Annotated in this window: 23 protein-coding genes and 3 pseudogenes; 22 read left to right on the plus strand and 4 right to left on the minus strand. The window is 36.0% G+C overall.

The genetic code is table 11. The features are described 5' to 3' along the window. The 14 genes and pseudogenes from A3835_01775 to A3835_01840 all read left to right on the plus strand — a co-directional run bounded on the left by A3835_01775 (position 1) and on the right by A3835_01840 (position 9,792). Positions 1-452: pseudogene (locus A3835_01775) on the plus strand (restriction endonuclease). Then, positions 433-1,248: a DNA methylase N-4 gene (locus A3835_01780; protein ID ORI08314.1), complete on the plus strand. Its 816-nt coding sequence runs from the start codon at positions 433-435 to the stop codon at positions 1,246-1,248. Before A3835_01775 ends, A3835_01780 begins: the two are co-directional and overlap by 20 nt. A gap of 286 nt (positions 1,249-1,534) precedes the next feature. Continuing rightward, positions 1,535-1,975 carry an isoleucyl-tRNA synthetase gene (locus tag A3835_01785; protein ORI08315.1) on the plus strand — a complete coding sequence of 147 codons (441 nt, stop codon included), beginning with the start codon at positions 1,535-1,537 and terminating at the stop codon, positions 1,973-1,975. Positions 1,976-2,024: 49 nt separating this feature from the next. Further along, positions 2,025-2,576: a competence protein gene (locus A3835_01790; GenBank protein ID ORI08316.1), complete on the plus strand. Its 552-nt coding sequence runs from the start codon at positions 2,025-2,027 to the stop codon at positions 2,574-2,576. Then, positions 2,576-3,694: a carbamoyl phosphate synthase small subunit gene (locus A3835_01795; GenBank protein ORI08317.1), complete on the plus strand. Its 1,119-nt coding sequence runs from the start codon at positions 2,576-2,578 to the stop codon at positions 3,692-3,694. The genes A3835_01790 and A3835_01795 overlap by 1 nt, the downstream gene beginning before the upstream one ends. 22 nt (positions 3,695-3,716) lie before the next feature. Continuing rightward, positions 3,717-4,361 (plus strand): hypothetical protein, encoded by a 645-nt coding sequence (locus tag A3835_01800; GenBank protein ID ORI08746.1) that lies wholly within the window; start codon positions 3,717-3,719, stop codon positions 4,359-4,361. 81 nt (positions 4,362-4,442) lie between these two features. Further along, complete coding sequence (locus A3835_01805) at positions 4,443-5,126, plus strand: CheY-P-specific phosphatase CheX (protein ID ORI08318.1); 684 nt, start codon at positions 4,443-4,445, stop codon at positions 5,124-5,126. Between the two features lie 92 nt (positions 5,127-5,218). After that, positions 5,219-6,706 carry a cytochrome C oxidase Cbb3 gene (locus A3835_01810; GenBank protein ID ORI08319.1) on the plus strand — a complete coding sequence of 496 codons (1,488 nt, stop codon included), beginning with the start codon at positions 5,219-5,221 and terminating at the stop codon, positions 6,704-6,706. Next, the gene (locus A3835_01815; protein ID ORI08320.1) at positions 6,706-7,371 is read left to right on the plus strand and encodes a peptidase S13; all 666 of its coding nucleotides are present in this window, start codon (positions 6,706-6,708) and stop codon (positions 7,369-7,371) included. The genes A3835_01810 and A3835_01815 overlap by 1 nt, the downstream gene beginning before the upstream one ends. Before the next feature lie 9 nt (positions 7,372-7,380). Continuing rightward, entirely contained in the window at positions 7,381-7,590 is a 210-nt protein-coding gene (locus A3835_01820) for a cytochrome C oxidase subunit III (protein ORI08321.1), read from the plus strand. Further along, on the plus strand, positions 7,578-8,441 hold the full coding sequence (locus A3835_01825; protein ORI08322.1) for a cytochrome C oxidase Cbb3: 864 nt from the start codon (positions 7,578-7,580) through the stop codon (positions 8,439-8,441). The genes A3835_01820 and A3835_01825 overlap by 13 nt, the downstream gene beginning before the upstream one ends. Further along, on the plus strand, positions 8,441-8,653 hold the full coding sequence (locus A3835_01830; protein ORI08323.1) for an N- methylation: 213 nt from the start codon (positions 8,441-8,443) through the stop codon (positions 8,651-8,653). Before A3835_01825 ends, A3835_01830 begins: the two co-directional genes overlap by 1 nt. 106 nt (positions 8,654-8,759) lie before the next feature. Then, a complete protein-coding gene (locus A3835_01835; protein ID ORI08324.1) occupies positions 8,760-9,329 on the plus strand; it encodes a hypothetical protein in 570 nt (189 codons plus the stop codon). Continuing rightward, on the plus strand, positions 9,322-9,792 hold the full coding sequence (locus A3835_01840; GenBank protein ORI08325.1) for a 4-hydroxy-3-methylbut-2-en-1-yl diphosphate synthase: 471 nt from the start codon (positions 9,322-9,324) through the stop codon (positions 9,790-9,792). The genes A3835_01835 and A3835_01840 overlap by 8 nt, the downstream gene beginning before the upstream one ends. 122 nt (positions 9,793-9,914) lie before the next feature. Here A3835_01840 and A3835_01845 read toward each other — a convergent pair whose 3' ends face one another. Further along, a complete protein-coding gene (locus A3835_01845; protein ORI08326.1) occupies positions 9,915-10,502 on the minus strand; it encodes a sodium:proton antiporter in 588 nt (195 codons plus the stop codon). 151 nt (positions 10,503-10,653) lie between these two features. On the opposite strand from A3835_01845, the pseudogene A3835_01850 reads away from it, so the two are divergent. The 6 genes and pseudogenes from A3835_01850 to A3835_01875 all read left to right on the plus strand — a co-directional run bounded on the left by A3835_01850 (position 10,654) and on the right by A3835_01875 (position 18,597). Further along, positions 10,654-12,998, plus strand: a pseudogene (locus tag A3835_01850) (nuclease). Continuing rightward, positions 12,995-15,814, plus strand: coding sequence for a recombinase RecB (locus A3835_01855; protein ORI08327.1), 2,820 nt, complete (start codon positions 12,995-12,997; stop codon positions 15,812-15,814). The pseudogene A3835_01850 and the gene A3835_01855 overlap by 4 nt, the downstream one beginning before the upstream one ends. Before the next feature lie 80 nt (positions 15,815-15,894). Beyond that, positions 15,895-16,322, plus strand: a pseudogene (locus tag A3835_01860) (50S ribosomal protein L13). A 2-nt stretch (positions 16,323-16,324) separates the two neighbouring features. Continuing rightward, positions 16,325-16,714 (plus strand): 30S ribosomal protein S9, encoded by a 390-nt coding sequence (locus A3835_01865; protein ID ORI08328.1) that lies wholly within the window; start codon positions 16,325-16,327, stop codon positions 16,712-16,714. A 153-nt stretch (positions 16,715-16,867) separates the two neighbouring features. After that, on the plus strand, positions 16,868-17,884 hold the full coding sequence (locus A3835_01870; GenBank protein ORI08329.1) for a flagellar motor protein MotB: 1,017 nt from the start codon (positions 16,868-16,870) through the stop codon (positions 17,882-17,884). A 74-nt stretch (positions 17,885-17,958) separates the two neighbouring features. Continuing rightward, positions 17,959-18,597, plus strand: a complete 639-nt coding sequence (locus A3835_01875) for a hydrolase (GenBank protein ORI08330.1) — start codon at positions 17,959-17,961, stop codon at positions 18,595-18,597. 246 nt (positions 18,598-18,843) lie between these two features. Here the strand turns inward: A3835_01875 and A3835_01880 are convergent, their stop codons facing one another. Both A3835_01880 and A3835_01885 read right to left on the minus strand, forming a co-directional pair. Beyond that, complete coding sequence (locus A3835_01880; GenBank protein ID ORI08331.1) at positions 18,844-19,980, minus strand: oxidoreductase; 1,137 nt, start codon at positions 19,978-19,980, stop codon at positions 18,844-18,846. Then, positions 19,977-21,278 carry an MFS transporter gene (locus tag A3835_01885; GenBank protein ID ORI08332.1) on the minus strand — a complete coding sequence of 434 codons (1,302 nt, stop codon included), beginning with the start codon at positions 21,276-21,278 and terminating at the stop codon, positions 19,977-19,979. The genes A3835_01880 and A3835_01885 overlap by 4 nt, the downstream gene beginning before the upstream one ends. A 114-nt stretch (positions 21,279-21,392) precedes the next feature. Here A3835_01885 and A3835_01890 point away from each other — a divergent pair, with 114 nt between their 5' ends. Beyond that, complete coding sequence (locus A3835_01890) at positions 21,393-22,034, plus strand: non-canonical purine NTP pyrophosphatase (GenBank protein ID ORI08333.1); 642 nt, start codon at positions 21,393-21,395, stop codon at positions 22,032-22,034. On the opposite strand, the gene A3835_01895 is transcribed toward A3835_01890, so the two are convergent. Continuing rightward, entirely contained in the window at positions 22,027-22,749 is a 723-nt protein-coding gene (locus tag A3835_01895) for a hypothetical protein (GenBank protein ORI08334.1), read from the minus strand. The genes A3835_01890 and A3835_01895 overlap by 8 nt on opposite strands. A gap of 93 nt (positions 22,750-22,842) precedes the next feature. Between A3835_01895 and A3835_01900 the strand changes: the two genes are divergently transcribed. Further along, a complete protein-coding gene (locus tag A3835_01900) occupies positions 22,843-24,057 on the plus strand; it encodes a saccharopine dehydrogenase (GenBank protein ID ORI08335.1) in 1,215 nt (404 codons plus the stop codon). Positions 24,058-24,413 lie beyond the last annotated feature (356 nt).

A 24,413-nucleotide genomic window follows, 5' to 3' on the forward strand; every position in this document is an offset into this window, starting at 1 on the left:
AAAATTTATGTGATTATGTGTTTGGCGTAGAGGTTGGACTTGACACAAATGCCAGAAAAAACCGCAGTGGAACAAATTTTGCGAATTTAATCTCAGAAAGGTTTCACTCTGAAAATATCTGCTTTCAAGCTGAAGTATCAAGCTCAAATTTTTCATTAAATTTAGGTAGTGATGTGAAGATATTTGATTTTGCGATTCGCATACAAAATATCACTTATCTAATCGAAGCAAATTTTTATAGTGGCGGTGGCTCGAAATTAAACGAAGTAGCAAGAGCCTATATCGAAATAGCCAAAAAGATCTCATATTTGCCAGAGTATAAATTTATCTGGATCACTGATGGCTGGGGTTGGCACGATGCTAGAAATAAGCTACAAGAAGCCTATAAGAGTGTAAGGATTTATAACCTTGCAAATTTGCACCTTTTTATAAATGAGCTTAAAAATGCATAACGATTTCAGGCTCATAAATGGCGACTGCTTTAGCGAACTAGCTAAATTTAAGGGAGAGTTTGATCTTATCTTTGCGGATCCACCATATTTTCTTTCAAATGGCGGACTTAGCATCCAAAACGGGCAGATAGTTAGCGTAAATAAAGGCAAGTGGGATGAGGGCACAAATATCGATGAAATTGATGAGTTTAACCTAGAATGGCTCAAACTCGCTAAAAACGCACTTAGTAATAATGGTAGCGTGATGATAAGTGGGACATATCACAACATCTTTTCTATAGGTAGAGCGCTTCAAAAGCTTGATTATAAAATTTTAAACATAATTACATGGCAAAAGACCAATCCTCCACCAAATTTTAGCTGCAGGTATCTAACACATAGCACTGAACAGATCATTTGGGCTAGAAAAGATGAGAAACATAAACACATCTTTAACTACGAGCTTATGAAGCGGATAAATGGGGATAAGCAGATGAAAGATGTGTGGAGCTTTGCTGCGATCACTCCTTGGGAGAAAGCATGTGGTAAGCACCCTACGCAAAAACCACTTTCACTTTTGATAAGGCTTATCTTGTTGGCAAGTAATGAAAATAGCGTCATTTGCGATCCATTTGCAGGTTCAGCAACAACTGGCATAGCCGCAAATTTACTAAATAGAAATTTCATAGGCATTGAAAAAGAGCCAGAATTTATAGATATTGCACTTAAGCGAAAGGCTGAGCTAGAAACGAATTTTATAAAATTTAGAGATAAATTTAGTGATATAAAAATGCTTGAGAGCTTAAAATTTGTCTAGATTTAGATACCTTACTTTACAACGATCCGCGCAGCACTTGCTGCTGCTAAGTCGCTAAGCTCAGTACAAACCGGCAAAGCACTTGAGGTAAAAAGCTTGCAAGAGTATTTATCTAAAAAATAATAAATTTAGGACAGTTTGGCTTATAGCTAAACTGTTTTTAAAGTATTGTTGGAAGCAGTAGATGTCTATGTATGGCATTTTGCCTTGAATTTTAGTCTAGCTTTCATCAATCTAGTAATATTAAAGCTTATGTTTAATATAATCTCACTCAAAAGGAGAGATTATGAAAATTTTAAATGCTTTTTTTACGGGTATTATATTTGCCCTTGCTCCTATTTTTACGTTATTTGTTGGAATTTACAACAACTACTTTTCTTACTATGGCATAAGCGAGTATTTTAATGTTATTTTTGTTGATAACGTGCCTTTCTTATGGCTTTTGCCCGTATTTTTTATATTTGGGTATTGCTTTTTTTACGCGCCTTTTAGAAAAATTTTTAGAGCCTTTTATTTAGTTTTGCTGATAGTTTGTGCTTTTAGTTGGTATCCTGACTTTGGACGCACTTTAGGAGAGAATTATTTTATGAGCAAATCGCTATCTTTAGATATCTCATCAAATTTAAAAAATGAGCAAAAGACTGATGGAAAGATACTTTATGATGGACGAAGAGAAATTTATTTTTTAAGAAGCGATAATAATAAAGTCGTTAAAATTTCAAAGTAAAGTTTTACCTTTATTTAGTTAAAATGGCATAAAAATTTAAAGGTTTAAAATGCGTTTAAAACTCCCACACGTTCCGTATATTTCACATAAAATAGCAATAGATCTTCTAAATTGTGGTTTCGTAAGACTAAATAAAGGCATTGAGCCAATCGTAGCAAAAACAAGTGAAATTTTAACAGTCGATATTCAAAAAGAAAGAGCTTTAGATGAGCGAGTAAATGAGCTTTTGGAGAAAAATGAAGACGAGATGCAAACTATGCAAATTGACCGCAAAAATATGTTTTGGCTCGTTAAAAAGAAGCTCGCAGGCGAATTTGATGTAATCTTAACTCACGAAGATAGATTTAGCAATATCGCTCACAAAGTGCTTGAAACTATTTGGAAGAGCGGCCTTGTTGACTATAATGTATCTGAAAATCGCGTAAAAAATGTGATTTATAACTCAATAGACGAGTACTTAAAAAGCTATGAGAAGATAGAAGATGATGTTTATGAAATGATACAAAATTATAAACATAAGCTAATTCCAGGAACTGATGAATATGATCTTGTCTTTGAGCGTTTGTATCAAGATGAGCTTAAAAAAAGAGGCATGCTTTAATGAAAGCTTACATTTATATTGAAAATGGTGTTTTTTTAGAAGCAAAAGCTTTTGGTGCTCACGGTGAATGTGCTGGCGAGCTCGTTTTTAATACCTCGATGACTGGCTACGAAGAGATCATGAGCGATCCAAGCTATGCTGGTCAGTTTATCGTCTTTACGATGCCAGAAATAGGCATAGTAGGTATAAATGAAGACGATATGGAGAGTCTTAGGATTCATGCAAGTGGCGTTATAATGAGAAGCTACAATGAAATTCCATCAAACTACCGCTCGCAAAAATCTTTGGGAAAATTTTTCGAAGAGCAAGGTAAATTTGGCGTTTATGACGTTGATACTAGATACCTCACAAAGATGCTACGCGATGAAGGTGCCTTGATGGCTTATATCTCAACACAGATAAGTGATAAAGATGAGCTAAAACGCAGGCTTGAAAGTAGCGGGCGTATAGAAAATATAAACTACGTAAAAACAGTTAGTGCGATGGATGAGTATGAGCACAAAAAAGGCGCTTGGGATAGAAATTTAAAGTCATATAAGCCGTTAAAAAGTATTGGCAAAAAGATAGCTGTTTTTGACTTTGGCGTAAAGAGAAATATCTTAAACGAGCTATGTGAAACTGGTCTTGAAGTCATCGTTGTACCACACGATACTAAGGCTGAAATTTTAATAGAAAAATTTAAAAATGGTGAGATAAATGGGGTATTTTTATCAAATGGTCCTGGTGAGCCAAAAAATTTAAAGGCCGAAATAGGCGAGATCAAAAAGATGATTGAGGCTAGGATACCTATATTTGGCATCTGTCTTGGACATCAGCTACTATCAAACGCCTTTGGATACGAGACATATAAGCTTAAATTTGGTCAGCATGGAGCAAATCACCCAGTACTAAATCTAGAAACCAAGGCGATCGAGATAACAACACAAAATCACAACTACAACGTGCCAGAGAGTATCGCAGAAGTAGCTGTTGTGACTCATAGAAATTTATTTGACAATACAATCGAGGGCGTGAGATACAAAGACTATCCGATCTTTTCAGTCCAGCACCACCCAGAAGCAAGTGGTGGCCCAAGCGAGAGTAAATATATATTTAAGCAGTTTTTAGAAATTTTATAAGATGCAAAACATAAACCTTTACATGATTATCTCAGTTGCATTTTTAAGTAGCTTTAGTCATTGTGTAGGTATGTGCAGCGGATTTTTGAGCTTGCAGACTCTATTTTTTAAAGGTAAGAATAAAATAGAAATTTTAATGCTAAGCACACTTTATAGTCTAGCTAGAATTTTTGCTTATGTAGTTTTAGGAGCTTTGTTTGGCGCCTTTGGAGCTGTTATTAGCTTTAGCATGCAAGCAAGAGGCTTGATATTTTTCATAGTTGGCTTAATGATCGCATTTATCGGCATTGCCTTACTTTTTAGAGGTGAGCTTTTAAAATTTGTAGAGAATCAAAAGGCGCTTAATTTTGTAGTAAGAATTGCAAAAACAAGGATTCAAAAGAAAAATTTAACAAATTTTTTATTACTTGGTTTTTTAAATGGCTTTTTGCCTTGTGGTGTGGTTTATTATTTTTTGGCACTTGGGATTTTAAGTGCAAATTTTATTGATTCGGCTTTTATAATGCTTGTATTTGGTCTTTGTACATTGCCAGCCATGCTTTTAGCTAGCTTTGTATTTGGAATTTTAAATGAAAAATTTAAAGACATAATGTTTAAGATCTCAGCTAGCATAATGATAATAAATGGAATTTATTTATCATTTTTAGGATATAGAGCAAATGCCTAAGATAGTTAAAGTAAGAGAGATAATTGTTAATTGAGTCAAAATTTATGAAGTTTGATAAATATAACCAAAAAGGAAGAATAAATGAGCAAGATTCTTAATAATCTAACCGTTCTTATCGTTGAAAATGAGGGAGATGGTAAAAAAATAGTACAAGAAGTTATGCGAGATAAATTCGAAAAAGTTATCACTGCTCAAAATGGCGATGAAGGACTTAAGAAATTTAAAAAATATAATCCAAATATGGTTATAACAGACGTTTTTATGCCTATAATGAATGGTCTTGATATGGCTAAATGCATTAAAGAAATTTCAAAAGATACACCTATTATAGTTTTTAGCACAAATAGTGAAAAAGAAACACTTCTAAAAGCAATAGATGTTGGTATTGATAAATACGTTTTAAAGCCGATTGATCTTGATGATTTTTTAGTTACGTTAGAAAATGTCGCTAAAAATAAGATAGAAACAGCAAATATTATTCAGGTTACAAATGGATATAGTTTTAATAAAATAAAACGTGTGCTTATCAGAGATGGTGTTGAAATTTCTCTTACAAAAAAAGAGCTTGCATTTATATCTTTACTCATAAAAAGACTTGGTACGCTTGTACTTCACGATGAAATAAAAAATGTTGTTTGGGTTGGCGAGAGTGTGACAGAGGCTGCTATTAGGACCTTTGTTAAACGTGTCAGAGATAAAGTCGGTAGTAATTTTATAAAAAATGTTCCTGGACTTGGTTACAAAATAGATAGAAGACTCTCTTAGTAAAAGAGAATTTATATTAATTAAGTCTTTTTATAGTTTTTCTACTCTAAAATAACCGAAAATTAATATAAATTTAACTAGGAGGAAAATTTATGCGACCATCCCAGTTGCTACATTATGATTATAGTGTGGCAAAACTCTTTATGTTCTCCACGATATTTTTTGGTATTGTTGGCATGGCTATTGGTGTTTTGGTAGCTTTTCAGCTTGCCTGTCCTGATCTAAACTATATAGCTGGTGAGTATTCGGCATTTGGTAGATTGCGTCCTCTTCATACTAATGGTATCATTTTTGGTTTTATGCTCTCTGGTATATTTGCCACTTGGTATTACATAGGACAGCGTGTTCTAAAAGTATCAATGAGCGAATCTCCGTTTTTGATGTTCATTGGTAAGCTTCATTTTTGGCTTTATATACTTGTTATGATTCTAGCTGTTGTGACACTTTTTATGGGCGAGAGTACATCTAAGGAGTATGCCGAGCTTGAGTGGCCACTAGATATTGCAGTAGTAATAGTCTGGGTGCTTTGGGGCGTAAGTATATTTGGACTTATTGGTATACGCCGCGAGAAGACACTTTACATCTCAGTTTGGTATTACATTGCTACATTTCTTGGCGTTGCTATGCTTTATCTATTTAATAACATGGAAATTCCAACAAGACTAGTGAGTGGATATGGCTCATGGCTACACTCAGTTTCGATGTATGCTGGCTCAAATGATGCTTTGGTTCAGTGGTGGTACGGTCACAACGCAGTTGCATTTGTATTTACAGTAGCGATCATCGCCCAAATTTATTATTTCTTACCAAAAGAGAGCGGACAGCCAATATTTTCTTATAAGCTTTCGTTATTTTCATTCTGGGGCCTTATGTTTATCTATCTTTGGGCTGGCGGTCACCACCTAATATATACTGCTGTGCCTGATTGGATGCAGACTATGGGTTCGGTTTTTTCTATTGTTTTGATTTTACCTTCTTGGGGTTCAGCTATTAATATGCTTCTTACAATGAAAGGCGAATGGACACAACTTCGCGAGAGCCCGCTTATTAAATTTATGATTTTAGCTTCAACTTTTTATATGTTTTCAACTCTTGAAGGCCCTATCTTAGCTATCAAATCTGTAAATGCACTAGCTCACTATACTGACTGGGTGCCAGGACACGTACATGATGGCGCACTTGGCTGGGTTGGTTTTATGACTATGGCAGCACTTTATCACATGACGCCACGCGTCTTTAAGCGTGAAATTTATTCAAAATCCTTAATGGAAGCTCAATTTTGGATACAAACAACAGGTATCGTTTTATACTTTGCTTCTATGTGGATTGCTGGTATTACGCAAGGTATGATGTGGAGAGCGACTGATAGCTATGGAAATTTACTCTACTCATTTATTGATACTGTTGTAGTGCTTATACCTTATTATTATATTAGAGCTATTGGTGGACTTTTATATTTGATTGGCTTTTTGATGTTTACATACAATATCTACAAATCAACTTCTGCTAAAGCTATTTTGGTAGAGCCAAAAAGTGCAACGCCTATGGGCGGTGCTAAAGCCAATGCGGAGGTGATGTGATGTTTGCTTGGTTAGAAAAAAATCCATTCTTTTTTGCAGTTTGCGTATTTATCGTCATAGCCTATGCTGGCGTGGTAGAAATTTTACCTGACTTTGCAAATAGAGCTAGACCACTTGAGGGTACAAAACCTTATACAGTTTTAGAGCTTGCTGGAAAAAATATATATATACAAAATGGTTGCAATACTTGTCACTCACAGATGATACGTCCGTTTAAAGCTGAGACTGATAGATATGGCATGTATTCGCTAAGTGGCGAATTTGCTTATGATCGTCCGCATCTTTGGGGTTCAAAAAGAACTGGCCCAGATCTTATGCGTGTGGGTAATTATAGAACGACAGATTGGCATGAAAATCATATGTTAAACCCAGCCTCTGTTGCGCCAGGTTCGATCATGCCAGCATATCCATTTTTATTTAAGAAAAATGCTGACATAGAGACTGCTTACGCTGAAGCACTAACTGTTAAAAAGGTTTTTAATACACCTTATGATGAGAAAGATATGCCAGCTCTTGGTACTTTTGAGCAAGCAAATGCTAATGTAAAAGAGCAGGCTGCAAGTATCGTTGAAAGTATGAAAGACGAGCAAGTAAAAAGTGCCTTTGCAAAGGGTGAAATTCGTCAGATCGTGGCGCTTATCGCTTATCTAAATAGCCTAAAATAGGAGTTAGTAATGGACATTAGAGAACTTCAAGCTTATGGCTATTTTATTTTGACAGCATTTTTAGCTATCACTTTGTATGCTTATTTTTTTCATCTTTACAAAAGCGAAAAGCAAGGTAGAAGAAATTATGAGAAATATTCGAAATTAGCCCTAGATGATGAGATTGGAAGTAAAATTTTAGAGCAAAAGGCTACAAAGGAGAGCGTATGCAATGGCTAAATTTAGAAGATAATATAAATTTACTTGCGTTAATAGGTGCCATCTTAATTATCGTACTAACTGTCGTTGTAGCTGGCAAGTATGTTGGTCAAATGAAAGTTAAAAAAGATGAAAGCGTAGAACTTAGCGAGCACAACTGGGATGGGATAGGCGAGTATAAAAACCCAGTTCCATTTGGTTGGGCGGTAGTTTTTTTACTAACGCTTGTTTGGGCGATCTGGTATTATTTACTTGGTTATCCACTAAATTCTTACTCACAAATCGGTGAATATAATAAAGAGGTAAAAGAAGCAAACGCTAAATTTGAAAAAGAGTATGCAAACCCAAGCAAAGAAACACTTCATACTATGGGAGAGAGCGTATTTTTGGTGCAATGCTCAGCATGTCATGGCATCACAGGCGATGGCATTGGTGGCAAAGCTGCAAATTTACAAATTTGGGGTAGCGAACAAGGAATAGTCGATACGATACTAAATGGCTCAAAGGGACTTGATTATCCTATGGGTGAGATGCCAGCAGGGCTAGCTGATGCTGATGGAGCAAAGGCTATCGCAGCCTATGTTGCAAAAGAGATAAGTGCTATAAAAAGTACAAAAAATGAAAATTTAGTATCTATGGGAAAAGAGCTTTACGCAGCTTGTGCAGCTTGTCACGGAGATGATGGCAAAGGCATGGATGGTATGTCGGCTGATCTTAGTAAATATGGTTCAAGTGAGTTTATAGTGGATGTACTAAATCGTGGTAAAAGCGGCAACATAGGTGTTATGCCTAAATTTAATGACGGCAGATTAAATGAGATACAACAAAAAGCAGTTGGCGAATATGTCATATCGCTATCAAAGGGCGAATAATGGAAAATAAAAATAGAAACATCTTTGCTTTAAATGGCATTAGCGGTTATTTGGTGGCGGTTTTGCTTTTGCTATCTATCCTTGGCGTACTTACTTATATTGGTATTGGCTTGCAAAAAGATGTAGCAACCAAACCTTACTTATTAAAAGATGCAAGTAGCATTGAGATGAAGAGCGTTGACAACGCTAAACATGTCATTATAAAGGAGTAGTGATGCTAGGCATAATAGAAAAAGCCATAATCTTGCTAATAGTTGTTGCAGGAGCTATTTGTGCGTGGTCAGTGCTTACATCAAACCACCTTTTTGTAGGCTAGGTGTGAGAAAATTTATACTCATTTTTATATTTTTGCTCTCACAAAGTTTGGCTTTGGGAGCAAATTTTGTGATAAATAATGATGAAATTATAAGCCAAAAAGTAAGTGTAAAGCTAAATGAGATCGGCAGTGAGCTTTACGCAAAAAGCGGTATAAATTTAGCAGTTGGCATATATAAAGATGGTGAGCTAGAAGCTCTTTTTAAAGAGCAAAACCTTAGCTCACCTTATGCTTTTTTACTGCTTATAAAGGATAAAAAGAAAGTAGAAATTTTTGCCGATGCTAATACTTCAAAGCTTTTTAATAAAGGACAAATTTTAAGTGTAAATCCAGAATCAGGAACGATAATTCCTATTTTAGTTTCTAAAAATGGCAAAGATGTCTATAATGCTGCTATATTAAATGGCTACGCTGATATTGCCGAACAAATAGCATCTAACTTAAATTTACAGCTTGAAAGTAGTGTTGGAAATTCAAATAAAACTACGTTAAATTTTTTAAGATTTTTTATCTATGGTTTGGTTGCATTTTTTATAATTGTTATCTTTTATAAAAAGGTAAAAAATGGATAAAAAAACCTTTTGGCCTTATGCTATCGTGCTTAGCTTCATTGCTATCATTATCGCTTGCGCAGTAACGATCATCATAGCACTAAAACATCCAGTCGAGATGGATAGCACTTATATGCAAAGCTACCAAAATGTCGATGAAAACATAACCTTTATCAAAGAGAGTGAAAAACGCTTTGATGAGAAATTTGATCTAAAATTTGAGCCAAATTTTAATACCCTAAATGCCAAGTTTAAATTTCATCTAACTCCTAAAAAAGGAGAAATTTCAGCTTTAAAATATGAAATTTTACTCACTCGCCCACAGACAAATAAAGAAAATAAAATTTTAAGAGCTTCATGGCATGAAAATGATCTAGTAAGTGAAGAAACAAGCCTAAAAGAAGGCAGGTGGCAGCTACTTTTAAGGCTAAGTGACACTAATGATACAAGGTATTATAAATTTGACCTTAATGTCACAAAATGATCTTAAAAATGCAGCTTTGGTATCTGAGAAAGATTTCAAAGCTGGGCTTAAATTTTAATAAACTAATCTTTTGGCTAAATTTAAAACCAAAATACTAAGTTTTTATCAAATAAAACTATAAATCAAATCTCTTTAAATCCAAAATTTAATCCCAAACGCTCGCAAGTGCCGACATATTCTTTAAATTTATAGATTAGTGGATGCCATTTTTGCGTATCTATCTTTTCATCTTTTAGCAAATTTTCATCTACAAAAATGCCTGCAATCTTGCAAGTAACGATGCTAAACCACTCTTTTAACTCTATCTTTTCTACAACTGTTTCTATCTGTATCTTGCACTCTTTTATTCTGACGGTTTTTGCATTTATACCAGGCTCTTTGCTGAGATTTGCCACCTTAAATTTGTCGTGCTCGTAGATGTAGCCAAGATTCTTTTTTTCTTCTGGCACTTCACTATCACCAGTTAGTTTTTCCATTTTTTGCACAGCTTCTAGCAGGCTTTCATCACATAAATTTAGCGTGATATCTGAACCATTTTTGATATTTTTAAAGCCTTGATTTTCAATGCCTATGCCAAGCACCACTGTATTTCCTAACGTCCAAGAAGATGAAAGCACCGTGATATCATCGTTTGCATTTTTATCTTTTGTGGTGGCTAACAAAACCGGAAAGCCGTAGTAAAAACCTTGTCTGTTTAACTCTTTATGCATTTTTGCTCCTTTTTTTGTGATTGTAGCTTTTGGCTCTTTAAGGCTTAAAATTTTAATGTATTTAGATGAAAATTTAAAGCTTTATCTAAGCGTAAAAAGCGCTCTTTTATCAGCATTTAGCTATCATTGCTTAAAAATTCAAGAGAGAAAAATGCATAACCTAAACCAACTTTTTGTCTTTACGAACTCGCGTAAGATTCGTGAATTTAATGCAAGTTTTAATGATGAGCTAATCCCAAAAAGCCTAAGTATCGCTGAGTTTTATAAAAAGGTAGTTTATGTAGATGGTAGGTTTGAGATTGATAGCACCTATGCTTTAGTACTTATGAATAGAGCCTGTGCCAGTGTCAAAAAGGCAAACTCGGTTCTTAAAATTCCAACTGAGTTTTTTGAATTTTTGAAAAATAATGACTATCTTTTTTCATTTTTTAAAGAGCTAGCTATTAGTAAAAAGAGTATTGCTGAGATCAAATTTAACGATATTTACGCTAATTTTGAGGAGCATTTAAACATACTTGAAGATGTTTTAAAAGAGTATGAGAGCTTGCTTGATAGAGAAAATCTCTATGATGATATAACCTTGCCAAAAATTTACTCCATTAATGAAGGCTATATCAGAAGCTTTAGTGAAATTTCACTGCACATAGATGGAATTTTAAGTGAGTTCGAGTGGGAAATTTTAGAGAAAATCTCAAAGCTAACTACGCTAAAAATTATCTTTCAAACTAGTGTTTTCAACACAAAGCTAATCAATAAAATAAAACAGATTTTAGCTATTAGCGAGATTGAAAATTACAAAAAATATGAGCTAAATTTAAAGACAAATGAGCTAATTTGCTTAGAAAATATCAAAAAATTTGAGCCAGTCTTAGAAAAGCGATTTGCCACTAGAAGCCTGCAATGTACCTACGCTATGGCAAAGGCGAGCGAGTTTGTGCGTGATGGAATAAAGCCTGAAAACATCGCTGTCATATTGCCAGATGAGAGTTTTAGTGAAATTTTAAGGCTTCATGATAGAGATAAAATTTTTAACTACGCTATGGGCGAGAGCTTTAAAAATACAAAATTTTATGAGACGCTTTTTTACATTACAAGAGCGATCAATGAAGAGGCAAGGCCGGTTTTTGATCAAAATAAGTGTGAGAGCTACGAGGAGCTTGGCTTTATCTTGAGCACGCTTGGTGTAAATGAAGAGCTTTTTAATAAATTTAAATCAAGCTACTTTGAACTTTGTGACTTTGCTAAATTTAAAGAGTTAATAGACGAGCTTTTAATGCTTGAAAATGAGCCAAGATGCGAAGAGAAGCTCGCGCTTGAGCTTTTTAGGATCGAGAATTTATGCAGGTATTTTAGCTTTAGCTTAAAGCAGTTAAGTGAAATTTTTTTGCTAAATATCTCGCGTCTTAGTATCGATGATGTGGGTGGTGGAAAGATCAGTGTCATGGGCATGCTTGAGAGCCGTGGAATGAAATTTGATGGTGTGATCATAGTTGATTTTAATGATAACTTCATCCCAGCAAGAAGCACAAACGAGATGTTTTTAAACTCGAAAGTGAGGCAAAAAGCAGGGCTTATAAGCTACCTTGAGCGTGAAAATTTGCAGAGATTTTACTACGAAAGTCTTATAAATAATGCCAAAAAGGTCGCCATAAGCTGTGTTTTAAATGAAGAGAGTATTTCTTCAAGATTTCTAAAAAATTTCAAAACAATAAAAGACGAGAAATTTAGTGATGAGGCGTATTTAAAATTATTTTTAAAAGGAAATACAAGCCTAAATTTAAGCGATGATGAGATCATTTTGGAGCATGATTTTTTCACTAAACCGCTATCATTTTCTACACTAAATTTATTTCTAACTTGCCCAAGAAAGTATTATTACGCAAAGATAGCTGGTATAAAAGGAGCAAAAGCCATAGCAACTGAGCCAGGATCTAAGCAAGGAAATAGCGTGCATAAGGCGCTTTATGAATACTACACAAGTGATTTTTATAGACAAAAAAATATATTTGATTTGGCTATTTTTAAAGAAATGCTTGCAAAGCAAGATTTTTCTTCGCTTGAGCTTGAGATTTGGTCGCAGAAATTTAAAGAATACGCAGAGTTTGAAAATGAACGTTTAAGTGCTGGCTTTAGGGTGCTTGAGTGTGAAAAAGATATAGAGAGTGATTTTTGTGATGTAAAGATAAAAGGTATTATCGATAGAATCGATACTAACCCTGATGGTGAGCCTTTTATATTTGATTATAAAACTGGTGAGGCAAATGCGAACTCGCTTCAGCTTGCATTTATGAAGCACTTTATGGTAGTGAGGTAAAAAGTGCTTACTTTGCTCTAAAGAATGAACCTGTGCTTATTAGCTCAAAAAAAAGCGTGGATGATCTAAAGGCTGAGATAGAAAATCTAAAGAGCATAAATAACACTAAGATAAATTTTGAAAGAAAGAGCGGAGCTTGCAAATTTTGCGAGTATGCCATACTTTGTAGGAGAGAGTTATGAAAGATTTTTTAGCCCTAAAAGCAAGTGCAGGAAGCGGGAAAACATTCGCTTTAAGTGTTCGTTATATCGCTTTGGTGCTTAGAGGCGAAAATATAAACGAGGTCATCGCTCTAACCTTCACCAAAAAAGCGGCCAATGAGATGAAAGAGCGCATAATCACAACTTTTTTGGACTTGCAAAACAAAAAAGACGAGCTTGATAAGCTTTGCAAAGAGCTTAGCTTGAGCCAAGATGAGGTCATAAAAAGACGCGATGAGAAGCTTGATAGGTTTTTGCAAAGTGAGCTAAAAATTTATACATTTGATGCATTTTTCTCTGGAATCCTAAAGAAATTTAGTCAAAATTTAGGGCTTAGTCCTGATTACAGCGTGCAAGATAGCTTGCAAGATCTGGCATGGAAAAAATTTGTAAAAGAGGCAAGCAAAGATCAAAAGCTTCTTAGTGAGCTTGCACTCATGATGATAATCTCAAGCCAAAAAGAGGCGAGTTTTTCACAGACTTTGGCTAAATTCTATGAGAGCTTTGGCGGTGAGCTAAAAGATAGTGGTGCAAGCTATCCAGATGATAGCAAGGTAAGAGCAGCACAAAAGGAGATAAGTGAGCATATAGCCTTGCAAAATGGTGCTAGCGATACGGCCAAAAAGACATTTAAAGAACAAAATTTATTTGAGCTTTTTAAAAATAAGGTCTTTGAAAGAGAGAGCCTAGATTACCGCACTTTTAGCAAAATTTATACAAGTGAGCTTGATAGGCTCTTTAACGAGCTAAAAGAGGCGGCAAAAGAGTATATTTTGGAGGTTGAAAGATACAGACTTAGTGGCTTTAGCAAGCTCTTAAATGTTTATAAATACTCAAATTTAGAGCTAAATAAAGAGATAAATGCTCTAAGTTTTGCTGATATAAATAAGCTGGTCTTTAAGCTTTTGGTTGAAAATTTTGATAAAGATGTGCTTTATTTCAGGCTTGATGGCCACATAAATCACCTTTTGATAGATGAGTTTCAAGATACAAATGTGATCCAATATGAGATCATCTTGCCAATTATCAATGAAATCGTTTCAGGATACGGGCAAAACGGGCTTGGAAGCTTCTTTTATGTTGGAGATACGAAGCAGAGTATCTATAAATTTAGGGGCGGTAAAAAAGAGCTTTTCGATAAGCTTGGAGAGAAATTTGAGCAAATTTTGGTGGAAAATTTGCCTAGCAACTACCGCAGTTTAAAGGCTTTAGTGAAATTTAATAACGCTATTTTTGAAGAAATTTATCATAGATATGGACTTAGTTTTGAGCCACAAGAGCCAGCTAAAAAAGATAAGGAGCTAAGCTACAAAGTAAGTGGCGAGTGTCCTTATTTTGAGGTCAAGGAAGATGACTATGGCTACTTGCGTGTGCTAAGTGACGAGGATATCGCGGGTACAGTAGTTTCACAAGTAAAAGAGCTGATCGCTGCTGGCGTAAATGCAAGTGAGATAACTGTGCTTTGCTGGAAAAATAGTGACATCAGCCTCATCTCAGAGGTGCTTAGCGTTGAGGGGATAAAAAGCGTAAATGAAGGCACCTTGGAGCTAAAGCGAACGCCGTTTGTTGCAGCGATCATCGAGTATGCGAAATTTTGTCTTTTTGGTGAAGAAATTTATGAAAAAAATGTAAAAGCACTTGTAAATACAAATCCTAAAAGGCTAAAAATAAAAGCCGAAGATAGTGCGACAAAAAGCCTATTTTATCTAGCAAAAAATTTATATATAAATATGGCTGATGTTGATATTTTAAGGCTTTTTGAGTTAAGCAGTGGCTATAAAAATTTAAGTGATTTTATTTTTAATCTTGAAAATTTTAGTTCTAAAATCAGTCCAAAAAGCAGTGACGGCGTGAGAGTGATGACCGTGCATAAGTCAAAGGGGCTTGAGTTTGCTCACGTGATAGTTTGTGATATGATGAGCAAGGGCAGGGGCGATGACTCAAACTTTATAACAGAATATAGCGAAAAAGGCGAGTGGATAGTAAAAAGTAGAATTTCTGGTAGAGAAAATTTTGACCCTGAGTATGCTGGTGTGTTAGAGCAAATAAAAGAGCTTGAGAAGCAAGAAAATATCAATAAAATTTACGTTGCTTTCACTAGAGCTACAAAGTCGCTTATCATTATTAAACAAGCTGCTCCAAGTGGAAATAGTCCTAGCTTTTTTTCTTTTTATACTAGAAGTGATAAAAGCGAAGTAAACGACTATCTTGATCTAAAAGAGTTTAGCTTTGGCAAAATTTTGCCTAGCAAGAGCGAGCAAAAAGAGGCTACAAAAGATGAAAAAATGCCTGAAATTTTAAAGATAGAAAGGCAAGATGTAGAGGCAAGAGAGCAAAAAACGAGCGGTAAAAATTTAGAGGCAATCTATTTTGGCTTAGCGTTTCACTATTTACTTGAGATGAGTGAAAAATTTGATGAAAATTCGCTTTTAAAAGCCAAGAGTTTAATGCTAAATAAATTTTATAAATTTCTCTCACTTGATAGGCTCGAAGATACCTTTAAACGGGCAAAAATGCTAATAAATGAGCCAAAATTTCTAGAGTGCATAAAAGATAAAGGAATTTACAAAGAGCAGCCATTTAAAGTAAAAAATGAACTAAAACAGATGGACTTATTTTGTATTGGAGAGAGCGAAATTTGTGTGATCGACTATAAAACGACAGATAAAAATATTGAGGAAAATAAAAAACAAGTTGGAGAATACAAAGAGGCATTAAGTAAATTTTATCCAAAGCATAGTATAATCGCCGTCATCTTCTACGCTCTTGATGGAAAAATTTCATATATTGAAGTTTAAATGCTACTTAATTTAAGCTTTATAAAAGCATTGTTTAAATACAATCACAATTCAAAAATTAACTTGGCAAAGGTAAGAAAATGACAAAAATAACAAAGCCAAACGAAGTTAAGCGAGACTGGATCGTTGTTGATGCAGCTGGTAAACGTTTTGGTAGATTGCTAACCGAGGTAGCAACTATACTTCGTGGCAAAAACAAACCATGCTTCACGCCAAATGTAGATTGTGGCGACTATGTTATCATCATAAATGCTTCAAAAGTAGAATTTACTGGTAATAACAAAGCTGAAGATAAACTTTATCACAGACACTCAGGATACTTTGGTAGCGTAAAGAGTGAAAATTTGGCGATTTGATAGCAAATAAGCCAGAAAAACTATTTAAATTAGCTGTTCGTGGAATGCTTCCAAAAACTAAACTTGGAAGAGAGATGATAAAAAAACTAAAAGTTTATGCTGGCAGTGAGCATCCTCATACGGCACAAATAGCTAAAAAAGAAGGAAAATAATTATGGCAAAAGTTTATGCAACTGGTAAAAGAAAAACTGCTGTAGCAAAGGTTTGGATAAAAGCTGGAAGCGGTAAAATCGTAGTAAATGGTATGGATCTTAATACTTGGCTTGGTGGGCATGAAGCTATAAAGCTTAAAGTAATTCAGCCACTTCTAGTTACTAAACAAGAGAGTTTAATAGATATAGTAGCTACAACTTTAGGTGGTGGTTATTCAGCACAAGCAGAGGCTTTAAGACACGGTATTTCACGTGCTTTAGCTGATATGGATGCTGATTTTAGAGCAACACTTAAACCAAAAGGCTTATTAACTAGAGATTCTCGTGTTGTTGAACGTAAGAAATTTGGTAGAAGAAAGGCAAGAAGAAGCCCACAATTTTCTAAACGTTAATGAGTTTTTGCAAGTGCTTTTGCATTTGCAAAATTTAAGTTGTGTAAATTTCAAATTTACATTATTAATTAAATTATGATTTAGAGTCGGTTAAATTTTATTCAGTTAAAATATAACCACTTTAAAATAAATCCTAAGAAAGGAATTCTAAATATGAAAAAGATTGCTTTAGCTATGGTTGCCGCAACAGCGGTTTTTGCGTCTAACGCAGCATATAATTATGAAGTTACTCCAACTATTGGTGGTGTTCACCCAGAGGGAAATCTACGTGTAAAAGACCATAACTTCGTTGGTGTTAGAGCTGCTAGAAATCTTGAAGATTTTTTCTTTGATCAAGTAGAACTTGGTGTTGATTACACTCAAAAAGCAAAAGAAAAAACAGGTAGCTTAACAAGAGAAGGAAGAGTTCTTAGATATCATGCAAATCTTGTAAAAGATATAGTTGATTTTGGACCAGTTAGTCTATATGGCTTAGTTGGTGCTGGTTATGAAGATGTTCCAGCTATTTTTGTTAAAAATGAAGATGGCGGTTTTGGCCAATATGGTTTTGGCTTAAGATATCAAGTAACTGATAGATTTGCTCTTAAAGCAGAAGCAAGAGACGCTATCAAATTTGAACATGCTGATCATAACCTATTCTATTCACTAGGCTTTGGTATCGGTCTTGACTCAAAAGCAGCTCCAGTTGTGGCAGCAGCTCCAGTTGCAGCAGCAGCTCCAGCAGCTACTCCAGTTCTTGATGATGATAATGATGGCGTGCCAAATGATATAGATCAATGCCCTAACACTCCAGCTGGCGTAGTTGTTGATGAAAGAGGATGCGAGAAAGTTATCGTTCTTAGAGATCTAGATGTTAACTTTGCATTTGATAGCTACAAAGTCGGACCAAAATATGCAGCTGAGATCAAAAAAGTAGCTGACTTCATGGGCGAACACCCAGATTATAAAGTTGTACTTGCTGGTCACACTGATAGCGTAGGTGCAGAAGCTTATAACCAAAAACTATCTGAAAAAAGAGCAAAAGCTGTAGCTGATGTTCTTGCTGGCTATGGCGTAAGTGAGGATAAAATTTCAACAGTTGGCTACGGTGAGCTTAAACCAATTGCTACAAACAAAACTAAAGAAGGCCGCGCTCAAAATAGACGCGTTGAAGCTACTTTCAATAAATAATCTTATTATTTAAAGTTACTTCTTTTTGGGGCTTAGTTTCGGCTAGGCCCTTTTTTATTTCTACGGAGAAAATGATGAAAAAAACCATACTTTTTGATTTGGACGGTACGCTTATTGATTCAACTTCTGCTATTTTAAAAGGATTTGATAGAGCTTTCTTATCCCATGGTAAAAAAGAGCCAGACCATAATGCATTAAAGTCTTTGGTTGGTCATCCGCTTGAAATAATGTTTGAAAGACTTGGTGCAAGCAAAAATTTAATTGATAGCTATATAAAAGAATATAAAGCTTGCTACGAAAAAATTTATCTTGATGAGACGGTACTCTTAGATTATACAAGTGAAGCATTGAAGGAGGCAAGTAGCTTTGCTGATGTTGGTATAGTTACTACGAAAACTTCAAAATTTTCTATTATCTTGCTTGAGCATTTAGGAGTTATGAAATATATAAAAACTGTTATTGGAAGAGACGATGTTACTAATCCAAAACCAAATCCAGAGCCAATAAATTTGGCTTTAGATAGACTTAATAAAGATAAAAATAATGCATTTATGGTAGGTGACACCATTATGGATCTAATGGCTGCACAAGCTGCTTTTATTACAGGCGTGGGTCTAACTTGTGGATATGGTCAAAAGAGTGATTTGGAGAAATTTAGTAAACATATTTTCTCAAACCCATTTGAAGCCGTTAGCTTTATAAAAGAGGTTTAATAATCTAGTATCCCCAAACTGCTTATACTTTAAATTAAATTCAACCTAACGTTTAGCTTACTTGGCTATAAAATTTACTCCAAAAATTTATTACCTTTGTTTGCTACAAAATCTTTTTAAAAATATTTATTATGAATTTTTAACATCTAAATTACTTAAATTGATTTTCTTAAAAGCCTACTTTCATATTAAATCTATTTTATTTAAAATATGAAAATTTATCTAAAATTAGCTAATTTTAGGAGATCATAGATTTAAGACCCTAGCCACTTTTAGAGCGCTCGCAAATGCAAAATGCAAGTTGTATCCACCAAGCATACCAGTGATATCTAAAACTTCACCTATAAAGTAAAGCCCTTTTACGCTTTTGCACTCTAAATTTTCATCTAAAAAATTAGTTTTTACGCCACCTTTTGTAACTTCAGCCCTTTCAAAGCCAAATGTCCCAGCTGGGGCAAATTCGTAAGCAAAAAGCCTTTTTATGATTTGTTTCTCTTCATCGCTAAATTCATAAAAGGCTCTATCTTTTAGGCCAAAATTTTTTAAGAACTCTAGCACAAATCTTTTTGGTAAGGGCAAAACCGAGCTAAGTTGCTTTTTGCCATTTATTAAATTTTTCTCACTAAATTTGGGCAAAAAATTTATGCAAATTCGACCCTTTTGCCAAAATAGAGAGGCGTTTAGTATTGCTGGTCCGCTTATGCCCCTATGTGTAAAAAGTAAGTCTCCACTAAATTTATGGCTCTCTTTTTTGCTATTTATCTTTACGTCTGCGTTTAGGCTAACGCCACTAAGCTCTTTAAACCAAAACTCATCTTTTTGCACGCTAAATCCAACAAGTGCAGGCGCAAGAGCTGATGTCTCAATACCAAAATCATTTGCTATTTTATAACCAATGTCGCTTGCACCAAGGGCTTTATAGCTTAATCCGCCACTTGCGATGACTAAATTTCTAGCTCTAAATTTCTCATCTTTTGTCAAAATTTCAAAAATTTCATCTACTTTTTTAGCACCAAGAACTTCTTTGTTGTAAAAAATATCCGCTTTTTGTCTTTTTAAAAGCACGTTTAAAACACTCTTTGCACCTCTATCGCAGAAAAATTGATTTTGCTTTTGCTTGCTAAATCTAAGCTCACTAAAAAATTTCAAAACCTGATCAGGGCTTAGTACCTTTAAAATTTGCTCTATAAATTTTTGCTCGCCAAGGTAGTTTTTAGCGCTTACAAAGCGGTTTGTGATGTTACATTTGCCTCCACCGCTTGCTAGGATCTTTTTGCCAGCGCTGCTATTTTTCTCTAAAATCGCAATCTTTTTACCCTTTAAATTTGCTCCTAAAAATAGTCCGCTAGCACCGGCACCAATAATGATGATGTCGTAGATCAAAACTTCAAACTCTCTTTTAAAGCCGCCTCGCTTGTTAGGCGAGAGTCAAATTTGATTACTTGATTTTTCTCGTTTTTGTAATAATCGACTACACCTTTTTGTCTGTTTAGCAGCTCTAAATTTAAGCTAACTTCAGGACTTAGATAGATGTTCTTAAAAATTCTTGGATCGCTTAGGCTAAAGAGCAAAACAAGCCATATCGCGCAAAGCACCACGCAGATGATGGCTAGTGCTTTAAAACCAAAGGCATGCAATATATACCCACCAAATGCACCTCCAACAAAGCTTCCTAGATAGCCAAATGAATTAAAGATACCAAGGGCTGAGCCTTTTTGTGAGGATTTTACAAATTTTGTTGCGGTTGATTGCATGATGGGCTCGTGAAGGTTAAATCCTATAAAAAATATAGCAACTCCCAAAACGAAGATAAAAAGTGTAAAGCTAATGGCAAAAATAGTGTAGGTTAGGGCAAAAAGTAGCGTACCAGCTATCAAGATGACCTTGCTAAGTCCCTTTCCATCGCCAAGGGCGCCAGCTAGCCCCATAGCCAAAAAGCCAAGTACGGCACCAAGTGTATAGACCTTGTAAAGCTCACTACTTTCGTAACCATACTCTTTTACCAAAACGATAGGGATCACCAAAAATGCGATGCTTGCTAACATCTTTTGCATAAAAGAGGTGAAATTTATGATCATGTAGTCTTTTTGTAAAAAAAGCTTACCAAATGGTACTTTTTCACTTTTAGCACTCACTTTTATCTCCTTTGGCACAACAGTGTAAAGAAGTACAATGCAAAGTAGGCTAAGAGCGGCACTTAGATAAAAGAGACTTGAAAGTCCGTAGTCTTTGGCAAGAAGCGGCCCAAGCACCATAGAAAGTGTGAAACTAAGTCCTATAAAAGCACCCATTATTGCCATAGCTTTTGAGCGTTTTTCTTCTGTTATATAGTCACTTATCATCGCAGTTGCAACTGCTCCGATAGCACCTACACCTTGTAAAAATCTACCAAATAGCATGGTAAAAATATCGCTTGTAAGTGCACAAATTATTGAGCCGATGATAAAAACCAAAAGTCCGATCGTTAATGTTTTTTTGCGCCCTATCCTATCCGAGAGCGCTCCAAAAGGTACTTGAAATATCATCTGCGAGATCGCATAGACGCCTACTATTAGCCCTACTAAAAACTCGTTTGCTCCGCGTAAATTTAAGGCATAAAGGCTAAGCACTGGCAAAACTATAAAAAGACCTAAAAATCTGCTTGCTATGATAAAAGATAGTGGTAAAACGCTTTTTAACATAAAAATTTTCCTTATTTTTAAAAGGACTAAGTTTATCATTTTAACGCTAATTTAAATTTAAAAATTTAATCTACTTTTTTGTAAAATACTCCCAAAAATCAAGGAGCTCTTGCAATGAAAATCGTGCTTGCAACGTCAAATTTGGACAAAGTAAAAGAGATAAAAGAATTTTTAAAAGGCAATAAAATTTATGCATTGAGCGAGATTATCAAGCCATTTGAGATCGTTGAGGACGGCAGTAGTTTTCAAGAAAATGCACTCATAAAGTCCAAAGCCGTCTTTGCAAAGCTTAAAGAACAGGGGCTTGATAATGAGTTTATCGCTCTTAGCGATGATAGCGGCATTAGTGTGGATGCACTTGGCGGTGAGCCGGGGATCTACTCAGCTCGCTATTTTGACCTTGATGAAAATGGTAAAGTATGCGGTAAAAACGCAAATGACGCAAACAATAGAGCAAAGTTAATTAGCAAGCTAAAGGCGCTAAATTTAGAGAGTTCATCAGCACACTATACCGCCTGTATCGCCATTAGCTCGAAATTTGGCGACTACACGACGCATGGCTTTATGTATGGCAAAGCGATAGATGAGGAGCGTGGTACAAATGGCTTTGGCTATGATGCACTCTTTATCCCAGATGGCTTTACTAAAACGCTTGGCGAGCTAGGTAATGAGACGAAGCTTAAAATTTCTCACCGTTCAAAGGGACTTGAGCTTGCAAATTTCGTGCTAAAAAGTCTAAAGAAAAACTTTAGTTAAGCTCTTTTAGTCCTTTGTTGGCTCGCTCTAAAAGATCCCGTGCGCGAGGATTTTGCTCTTTTCCATTTAAAATTTCAAGCACTTTTTTGTAGTTTTGGGTAGCTTCGTCCTTTTGATTAAGCTTTGCTAGGTCGTTAGCAAGCTCTACTAAGAGCTCTGATCGCACAAGCTCGTTGCCACTTAACTCCGGCGTGATATCAAGTAAATTTAGCGCTAAAAGGTGGTTTTCGTGGGCTTTGTCAAAGTCATTTTTTAGGTAGTAGGCGCTAGCGATGCCTTTTATACAGATGAGTTCGTCGTTCATTGGGGCATTTGGCGCGTTGTCATAAATTTTTAGAGCTTCTTGAAAATTAGCAAGTGCTTCGTCGTATCTGCATAGCGCCTTTTGTGCCGCACCTAGGCTATGATAAGAGCGAGCTAGTAACAGCTTGTCGCTAACGTTTGCCGCAAGCTCTAGGGCTCTTTGTGAGAGCTCTAACGCTTTTTGTGGCTCTTTATTTACCATGCAAATACTAGCGCTATTTATGAGCGAAGTGATCGCCTGCTCGGTGTTGCCCTCTTTTAAGCAGACATCAGTCGCTTGCTCGGCTAAATTTATGGCTCTCTCCAAATTTCTATCGCTTTTATAAAACTCCCTCACACTCTCTTGTATTGGCTCGTCACAGCTACTTGCAAAGAGGCAAATAGGCGCTAAAAATGGCAAAATTTTCTTCATGTTTTTACCTTTAAATTTTACCTTATTTTACCTTTTAAAGCGAGAAATTTATATTAACTTTGTTAAAATCACTAAAATTTTAAGGAGCCAAAAATGTCAAATATCTTAATCATCGGAGCAGGTGGCGTGAGCCAAGTCGCAACCGTAAAATGTGCGATGAACTCGGACGTTTTTACAAATATCACCCTTGCAAGCCGCACAAAAAGCAAGTGCGACGCGATCGCTAAGTTTATCAAAGACCGCCTAGGCGTGCAAATCGACACCGCCCAGATCGACGCGGACGACACCGACGCGGTCGTAAATTTAATCAAAAAAACGGGCGCCGAGCTGCTACTAAACGTCGCGCTGCCGTATCAGGACCTAACACTGATGGACGCGTGCTCTCGCGCCGGCATCCCATACATCGACACCGCAAACTACGAGCACCCCGACACGGCAAAATTTGAATACAAGCTGCAGTGGGCGAAGGACGGCGAGTTTAAAGCCGCAAACACGATGGCGCTGCTAGGAAGCGGCTTTGATCCGGGCGTGACGAACGTATTTTGCGCCTACGCGCAGCAAAATTTATTTGACGAGATCCATGAGATCGACATCCTAGATTGCAACGCGGGCGATCACGGCTATCCGTTTGCGACGAATTTTAACCCAGAAATCAACCTGCGCGAAGTAAGCGCAAAGGGCCGCTATTGGGAGCGCGGCGAGTGGAAAGAGACCGAGCCGATGGAAATAATGTTCAAATGGGACTACCCGAAAGTCGGCGTCAAGGACAGCTACCTGCTCTACCACGAGGAGCTTGAAAGCTTAGTAAAAAACATCAAAGGACTAAAGCGAATCCGCTTTTTCATGACATTTGGGCAGAGCTATCTCATGCATATGAAATGCCTAGAAAACGTCGGCATGCTGCGCATCGACGAGGTAGAGCATAACGGCGTGAAAATAATTCCGATCCAGTTTTTAAAGACGCTTTTGCCTGATCCTGCGAGCCTCGGTCCTCGCACGAAGGGAAAAACTAACATCGGCTGCGTGATACGTGGCTTAAAAGACGGCAAAGAGCGCCAGGTCTATATCTACAACGTCTGCGACCACGAGGCTTGCTACGCCGAGACGGGCGCGCAGGCCGTGAGCTACACGACGGGCGTGCCTGCGATGATCGGCTCGATGATGGTCGCAAAGGGCATGTGGAGCGGCAAAGGCGTCTTTAATATGGAGAATTTCGACGCCAAACCTTTCATGGATGAGCTAAATAAACAGGGCTTGCCGTGGGAGATGATCGAAATGAAACCGGGCGAGAGGCATGAAGTAAAGTAAGATTCTTATAATATACTTGTAATTTAATTTTTTGAACTATATAAACTCTAAAGGAGAAATATGAAACAAAATAAAATATACGAGTATGATGTCGCACTCTCGTTTGCTGGAGAAAATAGAGAGTATGTATAAGAGGTTGCTGTTTTCCTCAAAAACTTTGGTGTAAAAGTATTTTATGATGATTTTAAACAAGATGAAATTTGGGGTAAAAATTTATTTGAATACCTTCAAGATATCTATCAAAATAAGGCTAAATATACAATAGTTTTTATTTCTGAGCATTATAAAAATAAAAAATGGACTAGGCATGAATATCGATCTGTTCAAGTAAGAGCACTAAACGAAATAGAACAAGA

The sequence above is a fragment of the Campylobacter concisus genome (assembly GCA_002092835.1).
Classification (GTDB): domain Bacteria; phylum Campylobacterota; class Campylobacteria; order Campylobacterales; family Campylobacteraceae; genus Campylobacter_A; species Campylobacter_A concisus_K.